The sequence below is a fragment of the Methylobacterium brachiatum genome (assembly GCF_900113845.1).
GTDB classification, from domain to species: Bacteria; Pseudomonadota; Alphaproteobacteria; order Rhizobiales; family Beijerinckiaceae; genus Methylobacterium; species Methylobacterium brachiatum.
Map to the genome: position 1 here is coordinate 375,806 of NZ_FOQW01000002.1, position 23,263 is coordinate 399,068.

A 23,263-nucleotide genomic window follows, 5' to 3' on the forward strand; every position below is an offset into this window, starting at 1 on the left:
GGCCCATAACGCGATCGACGGACGCCTCAGCTACGGCGCGTCGCGATGATCGTGGGCCGCATCGCGCGCTCCGGTCCACTTGCACCGTCGTTGTGGATCGCCTCGGCCTGGGTGAATGAGACGTCGAACCCGAGATTGTCGAAGATCTTTTGGTATAGCCCGCGCGACAGGTGCCACCAGACGTAGAAGAGATTGGGGTTATCGAGCGGCGTGATCGGATGGATCACGAGGTCGTCGATCGGCAGCACATCCGTGAATGGGATCAACACCGCTTCTCGTGCGAGGCGCGCCCAGGCACCGATCGCGTAGACTGGATCCGAGAGATGCTCGACGATGGCACCGGCCATCACCACATCGAAACTCTGCTCGCGCCATTCGTAGAGTTCCGCATCGGCGCGTAGACGCACTTAGCACGACTGTTGAACTTATGCCACGCATGCCACCAGGAATTCTTGATCGGGATAAGATTTTCGCTTTCCCAGACCTGACGGGACTGCTGGATATCGCGATAGGACAGCGATGAGGCGAAGGGGAAGTGCCGAAACTCGTGCGTCGACGCCGCGTCGAGGCCTGTGACCGTCGCGCCCGCCTTCTCCGCATGGAACGCGAGATAGCCGGACGCCGTGCCGACATCGAGCACCGTTTTCCCGCTGACGTCGTATCCGCCGATGTATCGACCGAAGTCCTCGATGGTCCAGCTACCCTTTACCGACTCGCCGTCGGGAAACTGCATCGAGTGATACCAGTAGCTTCGCTTCTGTAGCGCGTCGTGCCACGGCTCTTCGTAGCGGGGGGATCGATCGCTCTTGCTCTTATCCGACACGTCAACGGGCCCCGTGGCTAAAGCACCATCCGCACGGACGCTACGGTAGCATACGATCCCAGGTTTTCACACGGTTCCAGCAAAGGCCGCTCAATCCGATGCGCAAGCGGCCAGCTTATAGCCGGATCAGCTGTCAGCTATGGGAATGCGGGAGAAAGAGCGGCTTTTTCAGTACGAACCCCGGAAACGATTGCTGGGATCACCGCTCCGATTACCGAAGATTATTTTAAATCGAAGACTGAAAACGTCGCGCGATGCAACGAGCGTGTCATTCGCAGAAAAGGCGGGGTGCAATCGCGCAAGAACTCTAGGTTGGTCTGATCCAACAGGCTTGCCGTCAATATTGCAGGCCTTGAGGCGATCGATACATCTCAACGCCGTAATTCGTTGCCGAACACAGAAAGCTTCGGTCTTCGCCGACAACAAGTACCGGCCCCGCGTGGCGCCGCAGCCGCTGTTTCGCGTCCGGCGTCGATCGCGGCAGGGATGCGGGACAAGAGATCCCGGAAATTCGTGAGAGATGGGCCGCCGGTCGGATCCCCGCCGGCAGCCCCAGCCTTGAAACAATCAGCGCTTGAACTTGCCGTCGTACTTGAACTCCGGCGCGGATTTCAGCTGATCCTTGGTGGCGCCGATGATCGCCTTCCACTTCTTGGCGTCAGCATCATAGCCCAGGGCGACGGAGGACGGCGAGACGGCGACGTAGCGCTCGCCCATGCCGAGGAAGCCGCCGACAGAGACGATGTAGCCGACGAGCTTCTCGTGGACGATCGCCAGATCCTTGATCTCGCCGACGGTGTTGTTCTCGGCGTCGGTGATGTTGAGGCCGATCAGGTTGTAGCTCAGCACCGCGTCCTGCGGCACGCTCTCGAATTTGGGGGCGACCGTCGGGGGCGCGGTGTTGGCGGCGAGGGCGGGCCCGGCCAGGGCGGAAGCGGCGAGGGAGGCGAGGACGAGGCGGCGCATCGAGATCTCCGGCGGCCCGGAATGGGCGCGGGAGAATGGCGTGCCCGAGCCCATCGTTCCGCCACCTCGCAGAAATGTTAAGGCGCTGAACATGGAACCGACCTGAGACATCCGCGCGGCCGCGATTGTACTGCTCAGCAGGCGGGACAGTTCGGCCGTGCAGGCCCGGAACCGTCCCTGGCTTGGCCCCCTCGTCGGACGCAAAGCTCGATCGGTGAGGATCGGGGGACAGGCGTGGTGAAACAAGCGGAGATCTTGGCGACGTCGCCGGAGAACGCGACCGGCGCAGTCGCAATCGTGCGACAGCCGGGCGCTTGGATCGACGGGATGATCGGCGTGGCGATCTTCAGCGCCTCGCTCGCGGCGACCCGTTTGGCGCTGACCGGGATGGATGCGCTATTCCTCAGCGCGGCACGGGCGGCACTGGCAGGCCTGGCGGGGGCGGCCGCGCTGCTGATCCTGCGAGAAGCGTGGCCGCGTCGCGGCGATCTCGCGGCGCTCGCGATCGTGGCCGGCGGCGTCGTGGTCGGCTTCCCGCTCCTGACCGCGCTGGCGCTGCGCAACGTCGGCGCGGCGCACGGCACCGTCTTCGTCGGGTTGCTGCCGCTCTCGACGGCGCTGTTCGGGGCCCTGCGGTCGGGCGAGCGCCCGTCGGCGGCGTTCTGGGTCCTGTCGGTGCTGGGCGCCCTCGTGACCGTGGGTTTCGCCGCCCGCGGGCTCGACGGGCCGCCGGGGTCGGGCGACGCCTTCATGCTCGCCGCGATCCTGGTCTGCGGGCTCGGCTATGCCGAGGGCGGGATCCTGGCGCGCCGGCTCGGCGGCTGGCAGGTGATCGCGTGGGCAACCGTGCTGTCGCTGCCGCTCTCCCTGCCGCTGGCGCTGGCCTTGACCCCCGCCCATCTCGAGGCGATCCCGCTCCCGGCCTGGGCCGGCCTCGGCTACGTGGCTTTGTTCAGCATGCTGATCGGTTTCGTGTTCTGGTACCGGGCGCTCGCCCGGGGCGGCATCGCGGCGATCGGGCAGCTCCAGCTCTTGCAGCCGTTCATGGGGCTCGGGGTCGCCGCCCTGGTGCTCGGCGAGCGGATCGAGCCCGCGATGATCGCCGCGGCCCTTCTGGTCGCCGCCTGCGTGGCCCTGGCCCGGCGCCTGGCTTGAGCCCAGCGCTCAGCCGGCCTTGGCGACCACCTCGATATCCCGGTCCAGCCCGCTCTCGACCTTGAACTCCCGGGTATAGACCTGCCCGTCATGGCGGGCGATCAGCACGTAGTCGCCCTCTGCCAGGGTGACCTGCGGGAACGCGCCGATCGCCTCGCGGATCGTGTCGCCGCCGGGCGTCAGCACGGAGAAGGCGGTGCCCGCATAGGCCTCCGCCCCGGGGGCGGCCACCAGCTTCAGGGTGACGGTGGCGGCGCGATGGTTGAGTGTCGCCTCCGTGACCTTGCCGTTCTCGACGCGCAGGTCGGCGCGCTGGATCGCGTTGGATTCCCCGTAGGTCGAGACCACGTGATACGTGCCCTCGGGCAGCCGCAGGAGTTCGCCGGCCTTGATGCCCGAGCGCACCAGCCGGCCCTCGGAATTGGTCCCCACCGGCACGAACACCGAGAACGAGACCTGGGCGGGCGGAATCTTCTGGTCGCCCACGGCGCCCGCGAGTTTCAGGGCGCCGGCCGCCACCCGGAGGGTGTCGGTGGCCGGCTGGCCGCCCATCACGATCCGTTTGGAGGCGCTGGCGAAGCCATAGGTCACGGTCGCCACGTAGGTGCCGGGCGCAAGCGTGAAGTTCGGCTCGGCCTCGGTGGAGCGGCCGACGATGGACGGCCGGGTCCCGTCGCCGCGATCCTCGTAGATCCGCCAGGCCAGCCCCTGGCGCAGGGGCACGCCGGCGCCGGACAGAAGCGCCGACAGGGACAGCTGCGCCTCCGGCTCGGCCGGCGGCATGCTGGGCGGCAGGCTCGGGCTGGTGATCGACGGGGAGGGCAGGGGATCGCCGAGGCGGTTCTGGAACACGCCCTGTTGCGCGCGCGCGTCCGCCGGCAGGAGATGGGCCGGCAGGAGAATTGCCACCGCCATCGCGGCAAGCCTCGTGCGCATCGGTCGAATCCTCATCAAGCCTCGGTTCCAGCCCGCCTGTGCCTCCCGACCATGGCGGCGGCAAGGCCGCACGGTCTTCCCCCGGGTGGCGCTGCGTGCCACATCCGAGGCCCGATTCCACAGCGGGACAGGACGCATGACTGCCACCCTCGACCTTCTGAAGACGCGCCGCTCGGTGCCGCCGCTGCTGCTGGACGGCCCGGGGCCGGACCGTGCGCAGCTCGAAACCATCCTGACCGCGGCCTCCCGGGTGCCCGACCACGGCAAGCTGGCCCCCTGGCGCTTCATCGTCATCGCGGAGGCGGCGCGGGAGCGGGTCGGCGAGACCATCGCGGCGACGTTCGCGGCCGACAACCCGGAGGCGAGTCCCGAGCGGCTGGCTCAGGAACGCGGCCGCCTGATGCACGCGCCGATGGTCGTTGCGGTGGTCTCCCGTGTTGGACCGCACGTGAAGATCCCCGAATGGGAGCAGCTGCTCTCCGTGGGTGCCGCCACGATGAACCTGGTCATCGCCGCCAACGCGTCGGGCTTCGCCACCGCGTGGCTGACGGAATGGTACGCCTATGACCGCCGCGTGCTGGACGCGCTGGGCCTCGCGCCGACCGAGAAACTCGCGGGGTTCGTCCATATCGGCCGGGCGCGCGAAGTGCCGTCCGACCGGCCGCGGCCGAGTCTTTCCGAGATCGTGACCTATCTCTGATTGCGATTGGTCTCAAAAGGCGCACCCGTGCATTACGATCTCGAAGCTCCGCGCGAGGCGCGCGCCCTGCCGCACAACCCCCTGAAGGCGATCGTCGCGCCGCGGCCGATCGGCTGGATCAGCGCCATGAGCCGGGAGGGCAAGCTCAACCTCGCGCCCTACTCGTTCTTCAATGCGGTGGCCGACAACATGGTGGCGTTCTCGTCCTCGGGCCGGAAGGACGCGATGACCTTCGCGGAGGAAGGTGCCGAGTTCGTCTGCAGCCTGGCGACCTGGGATCTGCGTGACGGGATGAACGATTCCTCGGCGCCGCTCCCGCGGGGCGAGAGCGAGTTCGTCTTCACGAAGCTCGAGACCGCCCCCTCGCAGAAGGTGCGCCCGCCGCGGGTGGCAGCCTCGCCCGCCGCCCTCGAATGCCGATGGCTGCAGACCGTCCCGCTGGTGCCGCTCGGCGGAGGCGAGGCCGAGAACTTCCTGGTCGTCGGGCAAGTGGTCTCGATCTACGTCGACGAGCAGTTCGTGTCGGACGGCATGGTCGACACGGCCGCCATGCATCCGATCCTACGCGGCGGCTATTTCGATTACTTCCGCGCCACCGCGGATAACCGGTTCCAGATGCGCCGGCCGAAGGGCGCGGCGGAGTTCACCGGCTCCTGAAAATGCCTAACCTGGCGCAACTTCGATTGAGGAGTTGTTTACCATAAGCGGCGCAGGTTCCCGGTGTCCTCAGACCCCGTGCGCGCCCGGATGTTCCTGTTCACCACGCCGTCCAGCCCACCGGAGAGCAGCCCGCCCGCGCAAGCGCCGCGGGCGGGCTCCGGCGCGGCCGCGTCCGGCCCGGTGGTCCAGGCGATCCGCGACGGCGCGATGGCGAGCGGGGTCGGCTTCGATTACCTGCTCGCGACGGCCCGGCGGGAATCGGCCCTCGATCCGTCGGCCAAGGCCGGGACCTCCTCGGCCACCGGCCTGTTCCAGTTCATCGAGCAGACCTGGCTCGGCGTGATGAAGAATGCCGGGCCCAAGCTCGGCCTCCAGGCCCAGGCGGACGCGATCACCCGCCAGCCCGACGGCACCTACGCGGTCCCGAATGCCGACCAGCGCCAGGCGATCCTCGACCTGCGGCGCGATCCCAAGATCTCCGCGACGCTCGCCGGCGCCCTGACCCAGCAGAATTCCGACGCCCTCGCCGCAGCGCTGGGGCGCGACCCGACCTCCGGTGACCTCTACGCGGCGCATGTCCTGGGGGCGAAGGGCGCGGCCGCGCTGATCTCCACCGCCCGCGCCTTCCCGGCCCGGGCCGCGGCCCTCGACCTGCCGGACGCCGCCGCCGCCAACCGGGCCCTGTTCTATGATCGCGCCGGCCGGCCGCGCAGTGCGGCCGAGCTCTATGCCAATCTCGCGGCCGCCGCGCAGGGGGCCGCAGCCACCGACCTGACCGCTCTGCGCCAGGAGAGCGCCCCGGTCACTCAGGCGGCGACGGCTTATGCCAGCACCGCCGCGGCGTTCGGCGGAACCTCCGATCTGCGCAGCCTGTTCCAGACCGACCAGCGGGGAGCCGCATCGGATGCGGCGGCGCGCCTCTGGCAGGCCCGCAACGCTGCGCCGCCCGCGCAGCACGCCGCCCCGACCTATTTCCCGCGCTCCGACGCCGACGCGCCGCAGAGCGTGGCGGTTCCCGAGCCGGTCACCACGGGCGCCCTTGCCGAACCGGCGCCGACGCCGGCCGGCCCCGCCCTGGTCAACCCGCCGCTGCCGCCCCGCCGCCCGGCCGATCTCGCCACTGCGGGATCCACCACCGGCATCAGGACCAGCCTGTTCGCCCCCCGGAGCGGCCCATGATCATCCGCGAGTTCCTGGCCTGGACGCAGAACGCCTCGGCCGGCCGCCGGGCCGAGGCCACCACCGCGCTGGCGCGGGCATACCTCTACGGCGACCTTTCCGCCGACGAGGCCTGGGAAGCCAAGACCGCGCTGCTGTCGCTGCTGGACGATCCGTCCCCGGTGGTCCGCCGGGCGCTCGCCGAGACCTGCGCGGCCTCCGCGCGGACGCCCCGGCCGCTGGTGGTGGCCCTCTCCTGCGACGTGCCCGAGGTGGCGCGCCTCGTCCTCGCCCGCTCGCCGGTGCTCACCGATGCGGACCTGGTCGATGCCGCCGCATTGGGCGACGAGGCCACCCGTGCGGTGATCGCGGCGCGCCATCACCTGTCCCACGCGGTCTCGGGGGCGCTGGCCGAGATCGGCGAGCTGGATACCCTCGTGGTTCTGGCCGGGAATCCCACGGCGAAGATCACCGCGGGCCGGATGCTGCGCATGATCGAGCGCCGCGGCGGCGAAGCCAGCTTGCGCGAAGCGCTGCTGCGCCGGTCCGACCTGCCGCCGGAGGTGCGCTACACGATCGGCCTGGCGGTCGCGGAGGCGCTGTCGCATTTCGTCACCGACCGCGGTTGGCTCGGCACCGAGCGCTGCGACCGGATGCGCCGCGAGGCCGGCGAGCGCGTGGCGCTGGACGTATGCGACCAATCCGGCGCCGCCGCGGTCGCCCGCTTGGTGGCACATCTGCGCACGACCCATCAGCTGACTGCCGGCCTGATCCTCCGGGCGGTTCTCTCGGGCCGGACCGACTTCGTCCAGGCTGCCCTCGCCGATCTCTCGGGCCAGGATCATGTCGGGATCGCCCGCGCCATGCGGGATCCCCGGTCCTTCGCCGATCTGCATCGCAGAGCCGGCCTGCCCGAGGCGCTGCTGCCGGCGATGCAGGCGGCGCTCTCCGCCCGCCAGGCTGCCGGCCCTTCGACGGGCCTGCGCGGCGCAGGCCTGTCGCGCCGGGTGATCGAGTCCGCCATCGACGCCTGCACCGACCTGCCGGCGCCCGAGATGCACGCGGTCGTCGCCCTGCTGACCCGCTACGAATCCGAAGCCGCCCGCGACGAGGCCCGCGAGGCCGCCCGTGCCATCGCGGCCGAGGCCCTGGCGCGTGAAGCTGCCCGTCGCGACGCCGCAGCCGCGGATGCCGCCTGGCGCGCCGCCTTGGAGAGCCAGCGCCGCAGCGCGTTCGTCGCGCCGGAAGATGCCGTGGAGATTGTCGCGACGGCCCCGGTCGAGGCCCCCGCGCCGGCGGCGGTCGAGCCTGTGATCGGCCCGGACGCGAAACGCGAACCGGCGGAAGCGGAACTGCCCAACCCCGTGGGCGCGATCCTGGATGCGCTGCCGGAGCAGATCCTGGCCTGGTACCGCACGGAGCCGAAGGAGGAGGATCCGGAGGTCCAGGCCGCCATGCAGGAAGTCCTCGACGGGCTCGGCGCCGACCTGCTGGACCAGTTCCGCGCCAGCCGCGGCGGTGCGGAGAACCGGCCGGACGAGGGCATCCGGATCGCGGCCTGATCTCGGCAAGAAAGTGCGCGCTGGTCTACACACGACGCTCCGCCCTTCCGGGGCGCCGGAGGCGAGCCCGGAATCCAGATCCGCCGACAGGGCAAGAGCTACGGCGTGGCAGCTGCAGCATCCGTTCGACTTCCAGGCCGTTGGGCGGATCGGATGTCCCTTCGCAGATCGGGGAACAGCGGCGTCGGAGAAACGGCCTACTCGGCCGCCCGTCGCTCGATCGGATCCCTCAAACCAAACCGCTCGATGCTGTCCTCCAGCCGCAGGGCCGCGTTGATCAGCGCCATGTGCGAGAAACCCTGGGGCATGTTCCCGCGCTGCTCGCCGCTCGCCGCGTCGATCTCCTCGGCGAACAGGCCGAGATCGTTGCCCCGGGCGATCAGCCGCTCGAACGCGTCCTTGGCTTCCCGGGTGCGCCCGTCGAGCGCCAGGCAGCCGACCCGCCAGAACGCGCAGGCCGTGAAGGTGCCCTCGTCACCCTTCAGGCCGTCATCCATGCGGTAGCGATAGATCAGGTCGCCATCGCCCAGCTCCCGCTCGATCGCCGCGAGGGTCGAGCGGGTGCGCGGATCGGAGGGGTCCAGCGCGCCGAACAGGGCGACGCGCAGCACGGCCGCGTCGAGGTGATGCGACTCGTAGGCGCCGGTATAGGCCTGCTTCTCCGGATTCCACCCTTTCTCGAGGTACTCCGCGCGGACCTCGGCGGCGATCCGCTCCCATTCGGCGATCTTCTCCTGAGATACGCCGTCGATGTTGCGGCCGATCCGGGCTGCATCGGTCAGCGCCACCCAGATCATCGCCTTGGTGTGGACCTGGTGGCGCGGCCCGGTGCGCAGCTCCCAGATGCCGTGATCGGCGTCGTGCCGGTGGCGGATCGCCCGGGCGGTGAGGTTGTCGAGCACCTCGGGCAGCCGGTCGTTGACCTTCTCGGGCGGATCGTAATCGACCGCTTCCAGGAACACGCAGAGCGCCCGCAGCAACTCGCCGTAGATGTCGTGCTGGTCCTGATCCGCGGCGAGGTTGCCGATCACCACCGGGCCGACGCCGTTCCAGCCGGCGAGGTGGTCCAGCACCTCTTCCGCCGGCATGCCGTCGCTGATGCCGTACATCAGCTTGGTGTCGCGCCCGTAGGAACCGTCCCGCTCACGCAGGAAACGCAGGAATTCAGCGGCCTCCCGGACATAGCCGAGCATCACGAAGGCGGTCACCGTGAAGGCCGCGTCGCGCATCCAGGTGAAGCGGTAATCGTAGTTGCGGTCACCCGGCACCGCCTCCGGCAGCCCGGCGGTCGCCGCCGCGACGATGCCGCCCGAGGGCGAGTAGGTCAGGAGCTTCAGGCACAGGGCGGAGCGCATCACCGCGTCCCGGTAGGCGCCACGATAGCTACTGCGGGCGCTCCAGCGGCGCCAGTATTCGACGGTCGTGTCCAGGCGGCGCTGCGCCCCTGCGAAGTCCTCGATGCAGGCGTCCTCGTTATCCTCGCCATGGGTCAGGACGAGATAGGCGGTCTCGCCCTCTGCGAGGCTGAACCGGATCTCGGCCTCGTCGCCCGCCAGCTCCGGCTGCGGGAACGCGTTGACGCGCAGGCGCCAATCCTCCGCCTCGAACAGGACGGACCGACCCTCCACGATGGGCGTGCAGGCGCGGCGGGCGTAGTCGAAGGTCGGGCGCACCACGAACCGGCCCGTCACGCGCCCGCTCTCGCAGGTCAGCAGCCGGATCAGGCGGCTCTCACCCTCGCCGTCCGGGCCCTCATCGGGTTCCGGGCTCGGCGGGTTGACCGGCATGACGTCGATCAGCGTGGCGCGCCCCGTGGCGGTGGTGAAGGTCGTCTCCAGGATGTTGGTGTCGGGCACGTAGCGGCGCGCGGAGCCCTTGAGCGCGTCGAAGGTGAGGCTGCACGCGCCGCCCTTCTCGTCGTCGAGGAGCTTCAGGAACAGGGCCGGCGAGTCGTGGCGCGGCCAGCACAGCCAGTCGATCGAGCCGTCGCGGGCGATCAGCGCGCAGGAATGGGTGTCGCCGATAAGGGCGTAATCGCTGATGGGCTTCGACACGAGGCTTCCGAGTGGCGATTGCGCCCTTGTGCGGCGCAAGACAGAGTGACGGTGAGGTAGCCGGGCCGGACCGGGCGGGGAGCCCGGCTCGACGATTCGCCGCATGATTGCGCCTGTGTCAGGCGGTGGGCCGCGGCAACATCCGGTCGCTGATGATCCGCCGCTGGATCTCGCTCGTCCCCTCGAAGATGGTCGTGAGGCGCGCGTCGCGCCAGTAGCGCTCGACCCGCCGCTCGGTGGTGTAGCCGTTGCCGCCGTGAAGCTGCATCGCCTGGTTGGTGACGCGCACGGCCATCTCGGTGGCCAGGAGCTTCACCATCGCGGATTCGCTCTCGGCCGCCTCGCCCTGGTCGAGGAGGTGCGCGACCTGATGCCAGAACGCCCGCGCCTGGGCGACTTCGGCGGCCATGTCGGCCAGCGCGAAGCGCAGGGCCTGGAAATCGCCGATCGGGTGGCCGAACTGGACCCGCTCCTGCAGGTAGGCCTGCGTGTCTTCGACAGCCGCCCGGGCCACGCCGACCGCCCGGGCCGCGGTGTGGACCCGGGCGATGTTGAGCCCGCGCTGGACCGAGGCGAAGCCGCCGGAATCGGCGTCCGCCCCCTGGTCGCCGTAGAGCCCGGTGAGCCGGTCGCTCTCGGGAACGCGCACGCCGTCGAGAGCGAGTTCGAAGGTCTCGAAGCCGTGGTAGCCGATCTTGTCGATCACCCGGCCGGTCATGCCGGGCGGGAAGCTGTCCCGGTCCTTCACCACGAGGAACGGTTCCAGGCCGGCGGAGCGCGACTCGCCGGGTTCCGGATCGCGGGTGCGGGCCAGGACCTCGACGAAGTCGGCGCCCTTGGCAAAGCCCGCCCAGCGCTTCGTGCCGGTGAGCACCCAGGTATCGCCGTCCCGCACCGCGCGGGTCTGCACGCCGGCGAGGTCGGAGCCGGCATTGGGTTCGGACAGGGAGATCGAGCCGATCCAGGCGCCCCTGGCCGAGCGCCGCAGCAGCTCGGCCCGGCGTTCCGGATCGAGGGTCTGGGTGCCGAGGCCCTGGCCGCGGGCCAGGATGCTGCCGACCGACAGCCAGGCCCGGGCCAGTTCCTCGGAGACGAGGCAATATTCGAACACCCCGAGGCCGAGGCCGCCCTGCGCCTCCGGGATCGTGATGCCGAACCAGCCCTTGGCGGCCATGGCGTCGATGAGCGACCGGGGCATCTCGGCCTTCTGGCGATCGAGCACGTCGGCCAGCGGCAGGACCGTCTCGGACGCGAAGGCGCGGGCCTCGGCCTGGAGCGCGGCCCGGGCGGCCGAGTGCCACGGCGAGGCCAGTTCCGGCGGCTTCGGCGCGATCGGATCCGGTTTGGCCGCCTTCGTGATCATGGTCTCTCCGGAAATCCAGTCGCCGCCACAGGTATGGCTGAGCTGGAAACACGCGCTTACAAAATGGTTCCCGCGACCATCTTCGAATAATCACCGCAGCGGCGCATACTAACCTGATGACGCTCGCCGATCCGCACGCCGATTCCTTCGCGATGAACGCACCCGCCACACCGCACATCCTCGTGGTCGAAGACGATCGCGAGATCTCGGCCCTGGTCGCACGCTACCTGCGCGGCAACGAGTGTCGCGTCACCCTGGCGGGCGACGGCAACGACATGGACCGGGCGCTGGCGGAATCGCGCATCGACCTGATCGTGCTCGATCTGATGCTGCCGGGCGAGGACGGGCTCAGCCTGTGCCGGCGCCTGCGGGCCTCCTCGCAGATCCCGATCCTGATGCTGACCGCGAAATCCGAGGAGGTCGACCGCATCCTCGGCCTCGAACTCGGCGCGGACGATTACCTGGCCAAGCCGTTCAACCCCCGGGAGCTCCTGGCCCGGATCCGGGCGATCCTGCGCCGGGTCTCGGCCGAGGTGCCCGATACCGACGAGCGGCGGCGCCTGCACTTCTCCGGCTGGACGCTCGACGTGTCGCTCCGTCAGGTGCTGTCGCCCGAAGGCGCCCGCATCGCCGTGACGGGGGCGGAGTTCGACCTCCTGCACGCGCTCTGCCTGCGGCCGGGACGCGTTCTGTCCCGCGATCAGCTCCTCGACCTCACCCAGGGCCGCACGGCCGGACCGTTCGAGCGCAGCATCGACGTGCTGATCTCGCGCATCCGCCAGAAGATCGAGCGCGACACCCGCAACCCCGAATTCATCCGCACGATCCGCTCGGGCGGCTACCTGTTCACCCCCGAAGTGACCCGGTCATGAGCACGTTCCGACGGTTGCGCGACCGGCTGCGCCCGCAGAGCATCGCGGGCCAGATCGCCCTCCTGGTCGTGGCCGGGATCGCGGTGGCCCACATGGTCGCCACCGCGGCCTTCCTGATCCTCCACGAGCCGCAGAATCCGGACGAGCTGCCGGGCGTCGCCGCGGGCCGCCTCTCGACGCTGGTCCGGCTCCTCGACGTCGCGGATCCGGCGGCGCGGCCGGCCCTGCTGGAGAGCGGGCGCAGCCTGCCGCTGATGCAGGTGAGAGCCTGGGACGGAACGGTGCCGCCCGGGGCCAAGCCGCTCCCCAACCTGCCGATCATCCACCGCCTGCGCGTCGGCGCGGGCCGGCCCGTGACCGTGGTCGACCTGTCCGGGGGGGATCCGGAGCGGTCGCCCGCGAACGGGCGCCTGCATATCGGGATCACCACGCCCAACGGGGCGACCCTGCAGGCCGCGATGCCGAACGGTCCCCTGCGGGCGCCGCGGCAGGGGCCTTTGATCTTCACCGTGGTGTTCCTGGCGCTGACCCTGGCTCTGCTCTGCGTCTGGGCGACCCGGGCGCTGACGGCGCCGCTGGCCCGACTCGCCGGCGCCGCGGAGGCGTTCGGCACGCGGGACGACCATGTCGCCCTGCCGGAGGCGGGCCCGCGCGAGGTCCTGGCGGTCTCCCGGGCGCTCGACCGGATGCGGGCGCGGGTGCGACGCCTGATCGACGACCGCACCCAGATGCTGGCGGCGATCAGCCACGACCTGCGCACGCCGATCACGCGCCTGCGGCTGCGCGCCGAGTTCATCGAGGACGAGCACGCCCGGGCCGCCACCTTGCGCGACCTGGACCAGATGAACGGCCTGGTCGAGGCCGCCCTGTCCTTCGTGCGGGACGGCCAGACGCGCGATTCCGGCAGCCTCAGCCTGGTGGACCTCGCCTCCGTGGTGCAGACCGTCTGCGACGACTTCTCGGATTTCGGCGCGCCGGTCAGCGTCGGCCGCAGCCGGCACGTCCTGGTGCAGGGCCGGCCCGAGGAATTGCAGCGGGCGATCACCAACCTGGTGGACAACGCCGTGAAGTATGGCGGCGGCGCGGAGGTCCGGATGGAGGCGTCCGAGCGGGGGGTCCGGGTCTGCGTGCTCGATCAGGGCCCCGGCATCCCGGAGGCCGAGCGCGACGCGATGCTCCAGCCCTTCGTGCGCGGCGACCGCGCCCGCAACCTCAACGAAGCCAGCGGCTTCGGCCTCGGCCTGTCGATCGTTCTGGCGATCGTCGAGGCCCATAACGGCCGTCTGATCCTGGAGAACCGCCCGGAGGGCGGCCTCTGCGCCGTCATCGAGCTGCCCCTGGCGGCGCAGGCCTATGCGAGCCGGACGCCGCAGCCGGCGCGGCCGATGTCGGCCCGGGCGGCCTGAAGCCGTCCGAGCCGGGTTCTTCCGGCAGGCTTACGCGGCCCGCACGTTGCGCAGGAACTGCGCCACCTCGGCGCGAAGCTGCTCGGACTGGGTGGCGAGGTCGTCCGACGCCTGGGCCACCGACGAGGCCGCTTGGCCGGCATCGCTGGCGACACGGGCGACCTCGGCGATGTCGGCGGTCATCCCGCTGGTCCCGGTCGAGGCCTGCCCCATGCTGCGGACGATGTCCTGCGTGGTGACACCCTGCTCCTCGACGGCGGCCGAGATGCTGGTGGAGACGTGGTTCATCGCCTCGATCTGGGACACGATGCCCTGGATCGCCTCGGACACGCCGCCGGTCACCGCCTGGATCGACGCCACCTGACGGCCGATCTCCTCGGTCGCGCGGCTGGTCTGGGTCGCGAGTTCCTTGACCTCGGCCGCGACCACCGCGAAGCCGCGGCCGGCCTCACCGGCCCGGGCCGCCTCGATCGTGGCATTGAGCGCGAGCAGGTTGGTCTGCCCGGCGATGGTGGACACCATCCCGACCACGTCGCCGATGCGGGTCGCGGCGGCGGCGAGATCCGCCATTGTGCCCTCGGCGCGCTTGGCCTCGTCGACCGCGGTGGCCGACATGCCGGCTGCCTGCTCGACCTGGCGCCCGATCTCCTGGACGGTGGCGCCCAGCTCCTCCGCGGCGGCCGCGACGGCATCGACGTTGTCGGCGGTCTGACGCGCCGCGCTGGCGACGCTGGTCGAGCGCTCCGACGTGCCGGCGACGGCGATCCGCATGGTACCGGAGGCGCCCTGGAGCGCCGCCACGCCCCGGGTCAGCCCATCGACGATGCCGCCGACGGATTGCTCGAAGCCGCTGGCCAGATCCTGCAGCATGGCGCGCCGGGCCTGCTCCTCGCGCATCCGCGCCGCCTCGGTGGTCTGAAGCTGCTGCGCCGCCTCCTCCAGCGACATGTCGCGGATCGTGACCACCGCGCGGGCGATGTCGCCGATCTCGTCCCGGCGCCGACTGCCCGGCACATCGGTGAGCGCCTGACGGTCGGCGAGCGCCTTGAGGGCGCGGGTCAGCGCGCTGAGCGGGGACACGATCGAGCGTGCCAGAAGCAGGCCGAGCACGGCCGTGCCCGCCAGGACGCAGAGGCCGATCAGGAACAGCGTGCGCGAGAGCGCCCGCACGGCGTCGATCGCCTCGGCCTGAGACTGCTCCGCCACCACGGTCCAGGGCGCGCCCAGCACGGAGACCGGCGAGGCCGCCGCCATGTGCGGGCCGTCGGCCGCGGTGAACTCGAAGCTGCCGTCGGCCTTGAGGCGATCGGCTGTGATCCCGAGCGGGGCGACGCCGTCGCCGGCCTTCGCCGTCTTGCTCAGCGGCGGGTTGCTGCGCAGCCGCCCGTCGGCGCCGGCGGCCAGCACCTGGCCGGTCTCTCCGAGGCCGGTCCGCTTCGCCAGCGCCTGATCGAACAGGGTCGGCGTGACCCGCATGACGATGAAGCCGATCCGCTCCGCCGCCTGGGCGGTGCCCATGGCCACGTTCGCCCGCTTGGTCATGGCGCGGCCGATGAAGGCGGCCGGCTGGCCGTCGACCGGGTAGGCCGAGAAATCCTCGAACAGGACCGAGCTCGGATCCGCGGATTTGAGGCGCTCGACCAGCCGCTCCAGCGCCGTGCCCTTGAGCCCGTCATCGGTCACCGACTTGGCGAAATCGCCGCCCTTCGTCGTCGTGTAGACGATCCGGCCGGCGTCATCGAGGAACAGCAGGTCGGCGTAGCCGGACTGGGCGACGAGCTTGCGCGCCACCTCCTGCACCTTCACGTGGCGGCGTCCATACATGCCGGTCCCGTCCAGCGCGATCCGCGCCTCGACGGTCTGCGGCGCCCGGAACGCCTCGACGACCGCGGCGGTCTCGGGCTTCGACGGGTCGAGGGTCTCGATCAGGTCGGGGAAGTTCGAGACGATCTGGGGATGCGCCGCCGCGGCGAGGAAGTCGGCCTGCATCCGGTCGGCAACCAGCTCGATCCCGTCCCGGCGCGCGACCGCAGCCAGCTGGAGCCGCTCGTTCGCCGCGTCGATCAGACCGGACTTGGCGGAATACCAGCTGAAGCCACCCATCGCGGTGGCGCTGAGCAGGGCCAACCCGATCGTCATCGCCGGCAGGCGAGAACTCAGCCGCGAAAACATCACCATGGCAGTCCTGTAGGCATTCTGATCGGAGAAACCGCGCAACCTTAGTGCAATGCCACTAAAATCCCGTAAAGATTTGTGGCAAGACGTCGATTCCGGGCACAGAATTCAATCTATCGCGCCGTCGGTGGATCCAAGATTTGCACAGACCCTTGGCCCGCAACGCGACGCGTCAATACGGCCGAAATGTAACACCCATATCAAAGACGTTTTCGAACCGTGTCCCCGGACGCATAAAGTCCCGCCGCTTCACCCATCAGGGTTCAGGAGGCCGGGATGGTGGGTAGGTCCCGGGGGGCCGGCCCCGACCGAATGACGTCCGGCCCGGGGCTTGCTGACGATCCGGGCTGGCGTCGCGAATCGTTGGCCTGACCCCGCGAGTCCGCCTAGAGCATCGGCCAACCGCCTGAGCCTTGACCTGCAGAACGGGGACCGGATGACGAGCGAGACCCGCCGAGACGATGCGCGCCGGATCGCGCTGATCGGGGCGCCGATCGAGGTCGGCACCAGCGAACCGGGCGCGCTCATGGGCCCGGCCGCCCTGCGCACGGCCGGGCTCGTTCGAACCCTGTCCGATCTCGGCCACGCGATCGTCGATCACGGCGATGTCGTGCCGGATGGCCCGGCAGACGGGCGGGGCCTGGCCGCCGTCGCGGCCTGGACCCGCGCCCTGTCCCGGGCGGTCGAGGCCGCCCTCGGGGCGGGGTCGGTGCCGCTCGCCGCCGGCGGGGACCACAGCCTGTCGCTCGGCTCGGTCGACGGGGCGATGCGCCATTGCGCCCGGGAGGGCCGGCCGCTCTTCGTGCTCTGGCTCGACGCCCATGCCGATTTCAACACGCCGGAAACCTCGCCCTCGGGCAACGTCCACGGGATGCCCCTCGCGGCCCTGTGCGGCGAGCCGGGTTTCCCGGACCTGTTCGCCGAGCCGGTGCCGGCCCCGCTGCCGCCGGCCAATGTCCACCTGTTCGGCCTGCGCTCGATCGATGCCGGCGAGCGCGCCCTGGTGACCGCCCGCCGGGTCGGCGTCACCGACATGCGCACCATCGACGAGTTCGGCGTGGTCGCCCCCCTGCGGCGCGTGCTCGACCGGGTGGCCCGGGACGGCGCGCACCTGCATGTCAGCCTCGATATCGATTTCCTCGATCCGTCGATCGCCCCCGGCGTCGGCACCACCGTGCCGGGCGGCGCGACCTTCCGGGAGGCGCATCTCATCATGGAGATGCTGCACGATTCCGGCCTGGTCCGCTCCCTCGACGTGGTTGAGCTGAACCCGTTCCTCGACGATCGGGGGCGCAGCGCCCGGGTGCTGGTGGAGCTGGTGGCGAGCCTGTTCGGCCGGCGCATCCTGGACCGGGCCTCGCCCGTGATCGAAGCGGTCTCCCCCGACCAGAACGGCCGCCGCTGATGCCGGACGGTCGGGCCGACGCCCCACCCGACGCGCCGGCCCGCCAGCGTTCGGACGGCCGGGTCCACCTCCGCGCCGGTCCCGTGGGGGGCGGGGGCTCGACCCGGATCCTGGATCTCGCCGAATCCGGCCCGTCGCGGTTGCGCTTCCCCCGCGGGGAGGGGGCGCTGGAGGCGGTCCTGGTCAACACCGCCGGCGGTGTCGCGTGCGGCGACGCCTTCACGATCACCCTGGACCTCGCCTCCGGGGCCGACCTCGTGCTGACCACGACGGCGGCCGAGAAGATCTATCGCTCCGACGGCCCTGTGAGCCGGATCGAGAACCGCGTCCTCCTGGCGGAACGGGCCCGGTTGGCCTGGCTGCCCCAGGAGACGATCCTGTTCGATCGCGCCCGGGTGCAGCGGCGCTTCGAGGCCGACCTGTCCGAAGGCGCCGCCCTGCTGGCCGTCGAGATCGTCGCCTTCGGCCGCGCCGCCCGGGGCGAGCGGATCCATGCCGGGCTGTTCGCGGATTCCTGGCGGGTGCGCCGGGCCGGGCGGCTGGTCTATGCCGACAGCCTGGTCCTCGACGGGCCGATCTCCGATCTCCTCGACCGCCCGGCGATCGGTGGCAGCGCGCGCGCCTGCGCGACGGTCTTGGACGTCTCCGAGGGCGCGGAGGGGCGTCTCGACGCCGCCCGCACCCTGCTCGAAGAGGCCGCCGCGCCGGGTATCGAGGCTGCCGCCAGCGCCTGGAACGGCCACCTCGTCATCCGGGCCCTCGCGGACGGAGTCGGGCCGCTGCGCAGCCTGGTCGCCCGTTTCCTCGCCGGGTATCGCGATCGACCGATGCCCCGGGTCTGGCAGAGCTGACGCGTCCGACGGCGAACCGATCATCCGATACGTTCGGCTGCGATCATATTCCCGCGCGGAAGCCGCATCGCGCCCGTTGCCTGCCGCGGCAAACCTCTGCTAGAGACGCGCACCCGGAGCCGGCCGCCAGGCTCCGAGGGCGACGCCGCGGCGTCGCCACGAGGGGCCTCGTGGCGGAGTGGTTACGCAGAGGACTGCAAATCCTTGCACCCCGGTTCGATTCCGGGCGAGGCCTCCATCTTCCCCTCGCATGCCGAGCGCCATCGCGATCAGCCCGCCAGCCTTGCGCTTGCCGGAGGATTGGGCCGCGAAACATGACTGCGGTCCGTCGATGAGGGATGGGGCGACCCGGACGCCTGGACCGTCCGGGGAAAGGGCACCGCGCGACGCCCACGAGACGCGGCTTCGTCGGTCCACGTCTAGGCCGCAGCGACCTGAGCCAGGAATGTTGCGATTGCCCGCTGGAGATCGTGCGTCCCGGCATTCACCTGCAACGCATTGGTCCTGACCTGCGCCGCCTGCTGCTCGTTCGAGGTCGCGGTGGCGCGCACGCCCGCGACGCTGTCCGAGACCTTCCGGGACTCGCTCGCCGCGCTGGTGATGGCGCGGGCGATCACCTGGCTCGACTGGCCCTGTTGATCGGCCGCGACCGCGACCTCGGCGGCGATGGAACTCATCTCGGCGATCGTCTGACCCACCGTGCCGATCGAGCCGATCGCCCCAACCGTGTCGGCAGCCGCCGCCTGGATCGCCCCGATGTGATGGGCGATACGGTCGGTCGCCTGCGCGGTTTGTGCGGCCAAGTCCTTCACCTCCGTCGCGACGACGGCGAAGCCGCGCCCGACCTCGCCGGCCCGGGCGGCCTCGATCGTGGCGTTGAGAGCCAGCATGTTGGTCTGCCGGGCCACCGCGCGGATCAACGCGATCACGCTCCCGGCCTCGTCGGCGGCCTGGGCCAGGGTCGTCACCGTGGCCACCAGCCCCTGCGTGTCCGAGAGCGCCGTCGAGGCGATCCGGCTCGTATGCCGGACCCGGCCTTCGATCTCCTGGGCCGCAACCGACAACTCCTTCGCGGCGGTCGCGATGCTGACGACGACGCCGGCGGTCTGCTCGGATGAGTCCGCGGCGACAATCACCTGTGCGGTCGTCTCACCGGCAAGGTCCGAGAGCATGTCGGCCGAGGCCTGCATGGCCTCGGCCAGGGCGGCAAGATCGGTCATGGTGCGATGGGTCTCGCTCTCGAAAGCCCGCGTTGCGGCGGCCAGCCGCTCGGCCCGAATGAGATCCTGCGCGCTGCGGGCCCGGGCATCGCCATCGAGCGTACGCTTTTCGATCAGCGCCGCCTGAAACGCCGCGATCGTGCGCGCCATCTGGCCGATCTCATCCTGTCGATCGGCGAAGGGGACCACGTCGTCGAGCTGGTCCGCGGCCAAGGCCTGCATGGCCGATTTGAGCCGTGCCAGGGGCCTCTGGATCTGAGTGATGACGATCCAAGTCGCCGCGAGGAGCGCCAGGGCGAGCGCCACGGCCGGCACGACGATCAGCGCGAGGATCGCCCGCCTCTGCTCCACGGAGCCGATCGCGCGCTGGTCGTCGAGGCGGGCCAGCACCTCGCCACCGAGCGCGCCGATCTCCGCGATCATGCGCTCGCGGTTCTTCACCGTCGCCTCGTCGGTCGCCTGGATCAGCGCGGCCTTGGGCGAGATCGTCAGGCCGAGCTCGGCGGTCTCGGTCTGGTAAGCGATGAACTCCTTCACGAACAGGTCGAACCGGCGACGGCGATCCGGCGGCAGATGATGGTCCATCGCCGCCAGGAACGGCACGCGGACACGCTCCACCGCGGCCAAAGCGTCCTGCAACGCCGACAAGCGCGTGCGCGCTTCCTCGGCATCGGCGGCGGTATAGACGGCTGTGGCCTGCACCACGGCATGCTCGAGCGCCTGACCCAGGGCCCCCGCCTGGAGCCCGGCATTCCAGATCTCGTCGGTGGCGGCCGCACGCTCCTGCTCCCAGAGCGATTGCCGGACGGCAAAGGCCGAGATGCCGATCGCCACGAAGCCCAGCAGGCCGATGACCGCCGCCAGCTTGAAGCCGAAAGAATTGCGCATCGGAAAAACGATAGCCTTCTCAATACGGGCCGACGCGGGATGGCGTCGCCGCAATGCAATGGGATGCGATGAAATGATTCGATGTCGGGGCCGCCCATAACGGGCGTCCAGATCCCAGGATGTCAGCGAGGCCGACACCGGGATTCGGTCGTGACGGATTGCTCCGGTGAACGAAGGGCCGGAATGCGGGTCGAGTCGCGGCGCTTCAGCTGGCGGTCGTCGCGGCCCGAACGCTCAGCCCGACCGGTACGGCGCGACGCGGAGGTGGCAAGGCAACCCCAGCGGGGTTGTGATCGGCAATGCAGACATGGATCGGCGGAGTGGGTCGGCGACGCTGATTGAAGCGTGTCCGACAAGATACGGGCCCGCGGAGGCATCCGTCAATACACAATTTGTCCGCTAATCAGCAATACCGTTTCGGCCGCAATGCCGAAATTTATAACTGACGAAACACATCAGTTTTCGACAAAACTCATTATTGAGCATTCCGATACATCAGGACCGTAGATACGCGGGCGTCTCAACGTCCGAACCACATTCCCGTCTTCTTGGCTCGTGAGATTGCTGCCAGGCGCGCGCGGGACGATAGAGCCGAGCAGCATCGGGCTCACGGGGCCCGCGACGATCGGCACCGCACGCCCGAGGCGGCCCCCATCCTGGTCGGGCGCCGCGATCGCGTGACGCAGCGGGCGCGGAGCAGCGCGGATCAGCGCAGGCCTCGCCCCGGCGCGATGCGTTGCCTCGCCAACACCGATCGCGCGTTCCCCGATACCAGCCGGATGCCGGTCAGGCGGCGTGCACCTGACCGAGGAAGGTTTCGATCGCCTGCTGCAGGGTCCGGGTTCCGGTGCTCACCCGGGAGGCGCTGCTGCGCACCTGCTCGGCCTGCGTCTCGTTGGAGGCCGCTGCCGCGCGCACGCTCCCGACGCTCTCCGAGACCTTGTGCGAATCGGCCGCTGCATCCGCGATGGCGCGGGCGATCTCCTGGCTGGCCGCGCCCTGCTGATCTGCCGCCAGGGCGACCTCGGAGGCGATCATGCTCATGCGGGCAATGGTCTCGCCGATGGACGCGATGGCGTCGACCGTGTTGGCGGCGGCACCCTGGATCGACCCGACCTGGCCGGTGATGCGGTCGGTGGCGAGGGCGGTCTGGCTGGCGAGCGCCTTCACCTCGGCCGCCACCACGGCGAAGCCGCGCCCCGCGGCCCCGGCCCGCGCCGCCTCGATCGTGGCGTTGAGGGCGAGCAGGTTGGTCTGCTCGGCAACGCTGCGGATCAGCGTCACGACGGCGTCGATCTCTCCCGCCGCCCGCGACAGGCTCGAGACCGTGATCTCGAGACCTTTCGTGTCGGTCAGCGCGGAGGCCGCGATCTCGCTGGTATGCCGGACCCGTTCCTCGATCTCCCGCGCGGAGGCCGAAAGCTGCTCGGCCGCGCCGGCGATGCTGTCGACCATGTCGGCGGTCTGGTTCGAGGCCCCCGCCACCACGGTCGCCCGGGCGGCCATGTCCCCGGCCGTGCCGGTGAGCGTCGCGGCCGCCTCCTGCATCGCCTCCGCCGACCCGGCGAGATCCGCCACGGCGCGGTGCGTCTCGCCCTCGAACGCCCGGGTTGCCTCGGCCAGCTGCTCAGCCCGGACCCGGTCGCGCGCACGCCGCTGCCGCGCCTCGGCGTCGAGCTTCTGCTTCTCGATCAGGGCCGTCTGGAACGCCGCGATGGCGCTCGCCATCTCACCGATCTCGTCGCGGCGATGGGTGAACGGGACCGTTTGGCCCAGATCGTTGGCGGCCAGGGCCGTCATGCTGGTCTTCAGGCGGTCGAGCGGCCGACGGACCTGCGTGATGATGATCCAGATCGCCGCGAGCAGGCCGAAGGCGAGCGCCACGGCCGGCACCACGATCAGCGCTAGGCGGGCGGCGCGGCGATCCGCAGCGTCGGCGGCGCGCCGCTCGTTCAGGCGGGCCAGCACTTCGCGGCCGAGCAGGCCGATCTCCGCGATCATGTGCTCGCGGTTCTTCACCGTCGCCTCGTCGGTCGCCTGGATCAGCGCGGCCTTCGGCGAGATCGTCAGGCCGAGCTCGGCCGTATCGGTCTGGTAGGCGATGAACTCCTTCACGAACAGGTCGAACCGGCGACGGCGATCCGGCGGGAGCTGATCCTCCATCGCCTCGAGGAACGGCACGCGGACCTGCTCCACGGCCGCCAGGGCGTCGTGCAGCGCGGACAGGCGCGTGCGCGCCTCGGTGGTGTCCTCGGCGGTGTAGAGGGCGGTGGCCTGCACGACCGCATGCTCGATCGCCTGCCCCAGCGCGCCGGCCTGCAGGCCGGCATTCCAGATCTTGTCGGTGGCGGCCGCGCGCTCCTGCTCCCACAGCGACTGCCGGATGGCGAAGGCCGAGATACCGGCCGCCACGAAGCCCAGCAGGCCGACCACCGCCGCCAGCTTGAAGCCGAGAGAAATGCGCATGACGAGGAGACCGGTTTCCGCGAGAATCGAGTGGGAAGGCACTAACCTAAGAACGTTTGCGACGGCGTTAAATATAGCCGGCAAACACGCTAGGCTTAGATTGCAGCATAGCTGAGCAGATCTGCGGCCATCAAGTCGGCCTTGGCTGTTCGATTACAAAGATCACGCAAAAATCTTCGATCGCCGGGATTTTCCGGCGCTGCGAAAGCTGGTGCGCGCCGCGCGAATCGGCCAGCCAAAGCCGCGAGCCGCCCGCTTCAAAGGCCGTGCGCCAGGATCAGGCGCGCCGCGAGGGCGACGATCAGGAAACCGAGCAGGGCCAGGCTGATGTAGTAGGGCATGCGGCTGCCGCGCTCCTGATCGAGCGCGTAGGCTTCATGGGAGCCGTCGGGATCCCGCAACATCGTCAACACTCCAAAGGCGAAGCGGCCACAGCCGTGTTCCGCCCGGGGATCACGGGCCGCGGACATGCGGGAGCCACAGACGATCGGGCGAGGGCGGCTTGGACTGAACACACGGCTCGAGAGCCCTGGGGTCGAGTCGGCGGGGCCTCTGCTCGGGCACGCAGCCGGCAACGGGCCACGCCAGCGGGCCGTTCTCTAG

The 23,263-nt window shown here is 70.3% G+C and carries 19 protein-coding genes and 1 tRNA gene; 10 read left to right on the forward strand and 10 right to left on the reverse strand.

Annotated elements, in window-relative coordinates:
• Nucleotides 1-26 precede the first annotated feature (26 nt).
• The 3 genes from BMZ47_RS01730 to BMZ47_RS01740 form a co-directional block, all read right to left on the reverse strand.
• Nucleotides 27-347: a hypothetical protein gene (locus BMZ47_RS01730; RefSeq protein ID WP_091857880.1), complete on the reverse strand. Its 321-nt coding sequence runs from the start codon at nucleotides 345-347 to the stop codon at nucleotides 27-29.
• Nucleotides 347-733 carry a class I SAM-dependent methyltransferase gene (locus tag BMZ47_RS01735; protein WP_091857883.1) on the reverse strand — a complete coding sequence of 129 codons (387 nt, stop codon included), beginning with the start codon at nucleotides 731-733 and terminating at the stop codon, nucleotides 347-349. Before BMZ47_RS01735 ends, BMZ47_RS01730 begins: the two co-directional genes overlap by 1 nt.
• A gap of 657 nt (nucleotides 734-1,390) precedes the next feature.
• Nucleotides 1,391-1,789 (reverse strand): PRC-barrel domain-containing protein, encoded by a 399-nt coding sequence (locus BMZ47_RS01740; protein ID WP_039902341.1) that lies wholly within the window; start codon nucleotides 1,787-1,789, stop codon nucleotides 1,391-1,393.
• Nucleotides 1,790-2,116: 327 nt separating this feature from the next.
• On the opposite strand from BMZ47_RS01740, the gene BMZ47_RS01745 reads away from it, so the two are divergent.
• Nucleotides 2,117-2,944, forward strand: a complete 828-nt coding sequence (locus BMZ47_RS01745) for a DMT family transporter (RefSeq protein WP_091858120.1) — start codon at nucleotides 2,117-2,119, stop codon at nucleotides 2,942-2,944.
• A 9-nt stretch (nucleotides 2,945-2,953) separates the two neighbouring features.
• Here the strand turns inward: BMZ47_RS01745 and BMZ47_RS01750 are convergent, their stop codons facing one another.
• A complete protein-coding gene (locus BMZ47_RS01750; RefSeq protein WP_091857887.1) occupies nucleotides 2,954-3,880 on the reverse strand; it encodes an RgsD C-terminal domain-containing protein in 927 nt (308 codons plus the stop codon).
• Between the two features lie 136 nt (nucleotides 3,881-4,016).
• Between BMZ47_RS01750 and BMZ47_RS01755 the strand changes: the two genes are divergently transcribed.
• From BMZ47_RS01755 to BMZ47_RS01770, 4 genes are all read left to right on the forward strand, one after another.
• The gene (locus tag BMZ47_RS01755) at nucleotides 4,017-4,580 is read left to right on the forward strand and encodes a nitroreductase family protein (protein WP_091857890.1); all 564 of its coding nucleotides are present in this window, start codon (nucleotides 4,017-4,019) and stop codon (nucleotides 4,578-4,580) included.
• A gap of 27 nt (nucleotides 4,581-4,607) precedes the next feature.
• Nucleotides 4,608-5,237, forward strand: coding sequence for a flavin reductase family protein (locus BMZ47_RS01760; RefSeq protein ID WP_091857893.1), 630 nt, complete (start codon nucleotides 4,608-4,610; stop codon nucleotides 5,235-5,237).
• A 90-nt stretch (nucleotides 5,238-5,327) separates the two neighbouring features.
• Nucleotides 5,328-6,419 carry a lytic transglycosylase gene (locus BMZ47_RS01765; protein WP_039902308.1) on the forward strand — a complete coding sequence of 364 codons (1,092 nt, stop codon included), beginning with the start codon at nucleotides 5,328-5,330 and terminating at the stop codon, nucleotides 6,417-6,419.
• Nucleotides 6,416-7,960, forward strand: coding sequence for a DUF2336 domain-containing protein (locus BMZ47_RS01770; RefSeq protein WP_091857895.1), 1,545 nt, complete (start codon nucleotides 6,416-6,418; stop codon nucleotides 7,958-7,960). The genes BMZ47_RS01765 and BMZ47_RS01770 overlap by 4 nt, the downstream gene beginning before the upstream one ends.
• Nucleotides 7,961-8,157: 197 nt before the next feature.
• Here BMZ47_RS01770 and BMZ47_RS01775 read toward each other — a convergent pair whose 3' ends face one another.
• Both BMZ47_RS01775 and BMZ47_RS01780 read right to left on the reverse strand, forming a co-directional pair.
• Nucleotides 8,158-10,014: a glycoside hydrolase family 15 protein gene (locus BMZ47_RS01775; protein WP_091857898.1), complete on the reverse strand. Its 1,857-nt coding sequence runs from the start codon at nucleotides 10,012-10,014 to the stop codon at nucleotides 8,158-8,160.
• 118 nt (nucleotides 10,015-10,132) lie between these two features.
• Nucleotides 10,133-11,377 carry an acyl-CoA dehydrogenase family protein gene (locus tag BMZ47_RS01780; RefSeq protein WP_091857901.1) on the reverse strand — a complete coding sequence of 415 codons (1,245 nt, stop codon included), beginning with the start codon at nucleotides 11,375-11,377 and terminating at the stop codon, nucleotides 10,133-10,135.
• Nucleotides 11,378-11,493: 116 nt separating this feature from the next.
• Between BMZ47_RS01780 and BMZ47_RS01785 the strand changes: the two genes are divergently transcribed.
• The gene (locus BMZ47_RS01785; protein WP_007559878.1) at nucleotides 11,494-12,249 is read left to right on the forward strand and encodes a response regulator; all 756 of its coding nucleotides are present in this window, start codon (nucleotides 11,494-11,496) and stop codon (nucleotides 12,247-12,249) included.
• Nucleotides 12,246-13,655 carry an ATP-binding protein gene (locus BMZ47_RS01790; protein WP_091857904.1) on the forward strand — a complete coding sequence of 470 codons (1,410 nt, stop codon included), beginning with the start codon at nucleotides 12,246-12,248 and terminating at the stop codon, nucleotides 13,653-13,655. The genes BMZ47_RS01785 and BMZ47_RS01790 overlap by 4 nt, the downstream gene beginning before the upstream one ends.
• A gap of 30 nt (nucleotides 13,656-13,685) precedes the next feature.
• Here the strand turns inward: BMZ47_RS01790 and BMZ47_RS01795 are convergent, their stop codons facing one another.
• The gene (locus tag BMZ47_RS01795; RefSeq protein ID WP_208601000.1) at nucleotides 13,686-15,833 is read right to left on the reverse strand and encodes a methyl-accepting chemotaxis protein; all 2,148 of its coding nucleotides are present in this window, start codon (nucleotides 15,831-15,833) and stop codon (nucleotides 13,686-13,688) included.
• Between the two features lie 433 nt (nucleotides 15,834-16,266).
• On the opposite strand from BMZ47_RS01795, the gene rocF reads away from it, so the two are divergent.
• From rocF to BMZ47_RS01810, 3 genes are all read left to right on the forward strand, one after another.
• On the forward strand, nucleotides 16,267-17,235 hold the full coding sequence (gene rocF, locus BMZ47_RS01800; RefSeq protein WP_091857907.1) for an arginase: 969 nt from the start codon (nucleotides 16,267-16,269) through the stop codon (nucleotides 17,233-17,235).
• Nucleotides 17,235-18,086 (forward strand): urease accessory protein UreD, encoded by an 852-nt coding sequence (locus BMZ47_RS01805; RefSeq protein ID WP_091857910.1) that lies wholly within the window; start codon nucleotides 17,235-17,237, stop codon nucleotides 18,084-18,086. The genes rocF and BMZ47_RS01805 overlap by 1 nt, the downstream gene beginning before the upstream one ends.
• Before the next feature lie 164 nt (nucleotides 18,087-18,250).
• A tRNA-Cys gene (locus BMZ47_RS01810) sits at nucleotides 18,251-18,324 on the forward strand.
• Nucleotides 18,325-18,505: 181 nt separating this feature from the next.
• On the opposite strand, the gene BMZ47_RS01815 is transcribed toward BMZ47_RS01810, so the two are convergent.
• The 3 genes from BMZ47_RS01815 to BMZ47_RS28365 form a co-directional block, all read right to left on the reverse strand.
• On the reverse strand, nucleotides 18,506-20,194 hold the full coding sequence (locus BMZ47_RS01815; RefSeq protein WP_091857913.1) for a methyl-accepting chemotaxis protein: 1,689 nt from the start codon (nucleotides 20,192-20,194) through the stop codon (nucleotides 18,506-18,508).
• Between the two features lie 786 nt (nucleotides 20,195-20,980).
• A complete protein-coding gene (locus tag BMZ47_RS01820) occupies nucleotides 20,981-22,660 on the reverse strand; it encodes a methyl-accepting chemotaxis protein (protein ID WP_091857915.1) in 1,680 nt (559 codons plus the stop codon).
• Nucleotides 22,661-22,917: 257 nt separating this feature from the next.
• Nucleotides 22,918-23,064 carry a hypothetical protein gene (locus tag BMZ47_RS28365; protein WP_007559892.1) on the reverse strand — a complete coding sequence of 49 codons (147 nt, stop codon included), beginning with the start codon at nucleotides 23,062-23,064 and terminating at the stop codon, nucleotides 22,918-22,920.
• Between the last annotated feature and the right edge of the window lie 199 nt (nucleotides 23,065-23,263).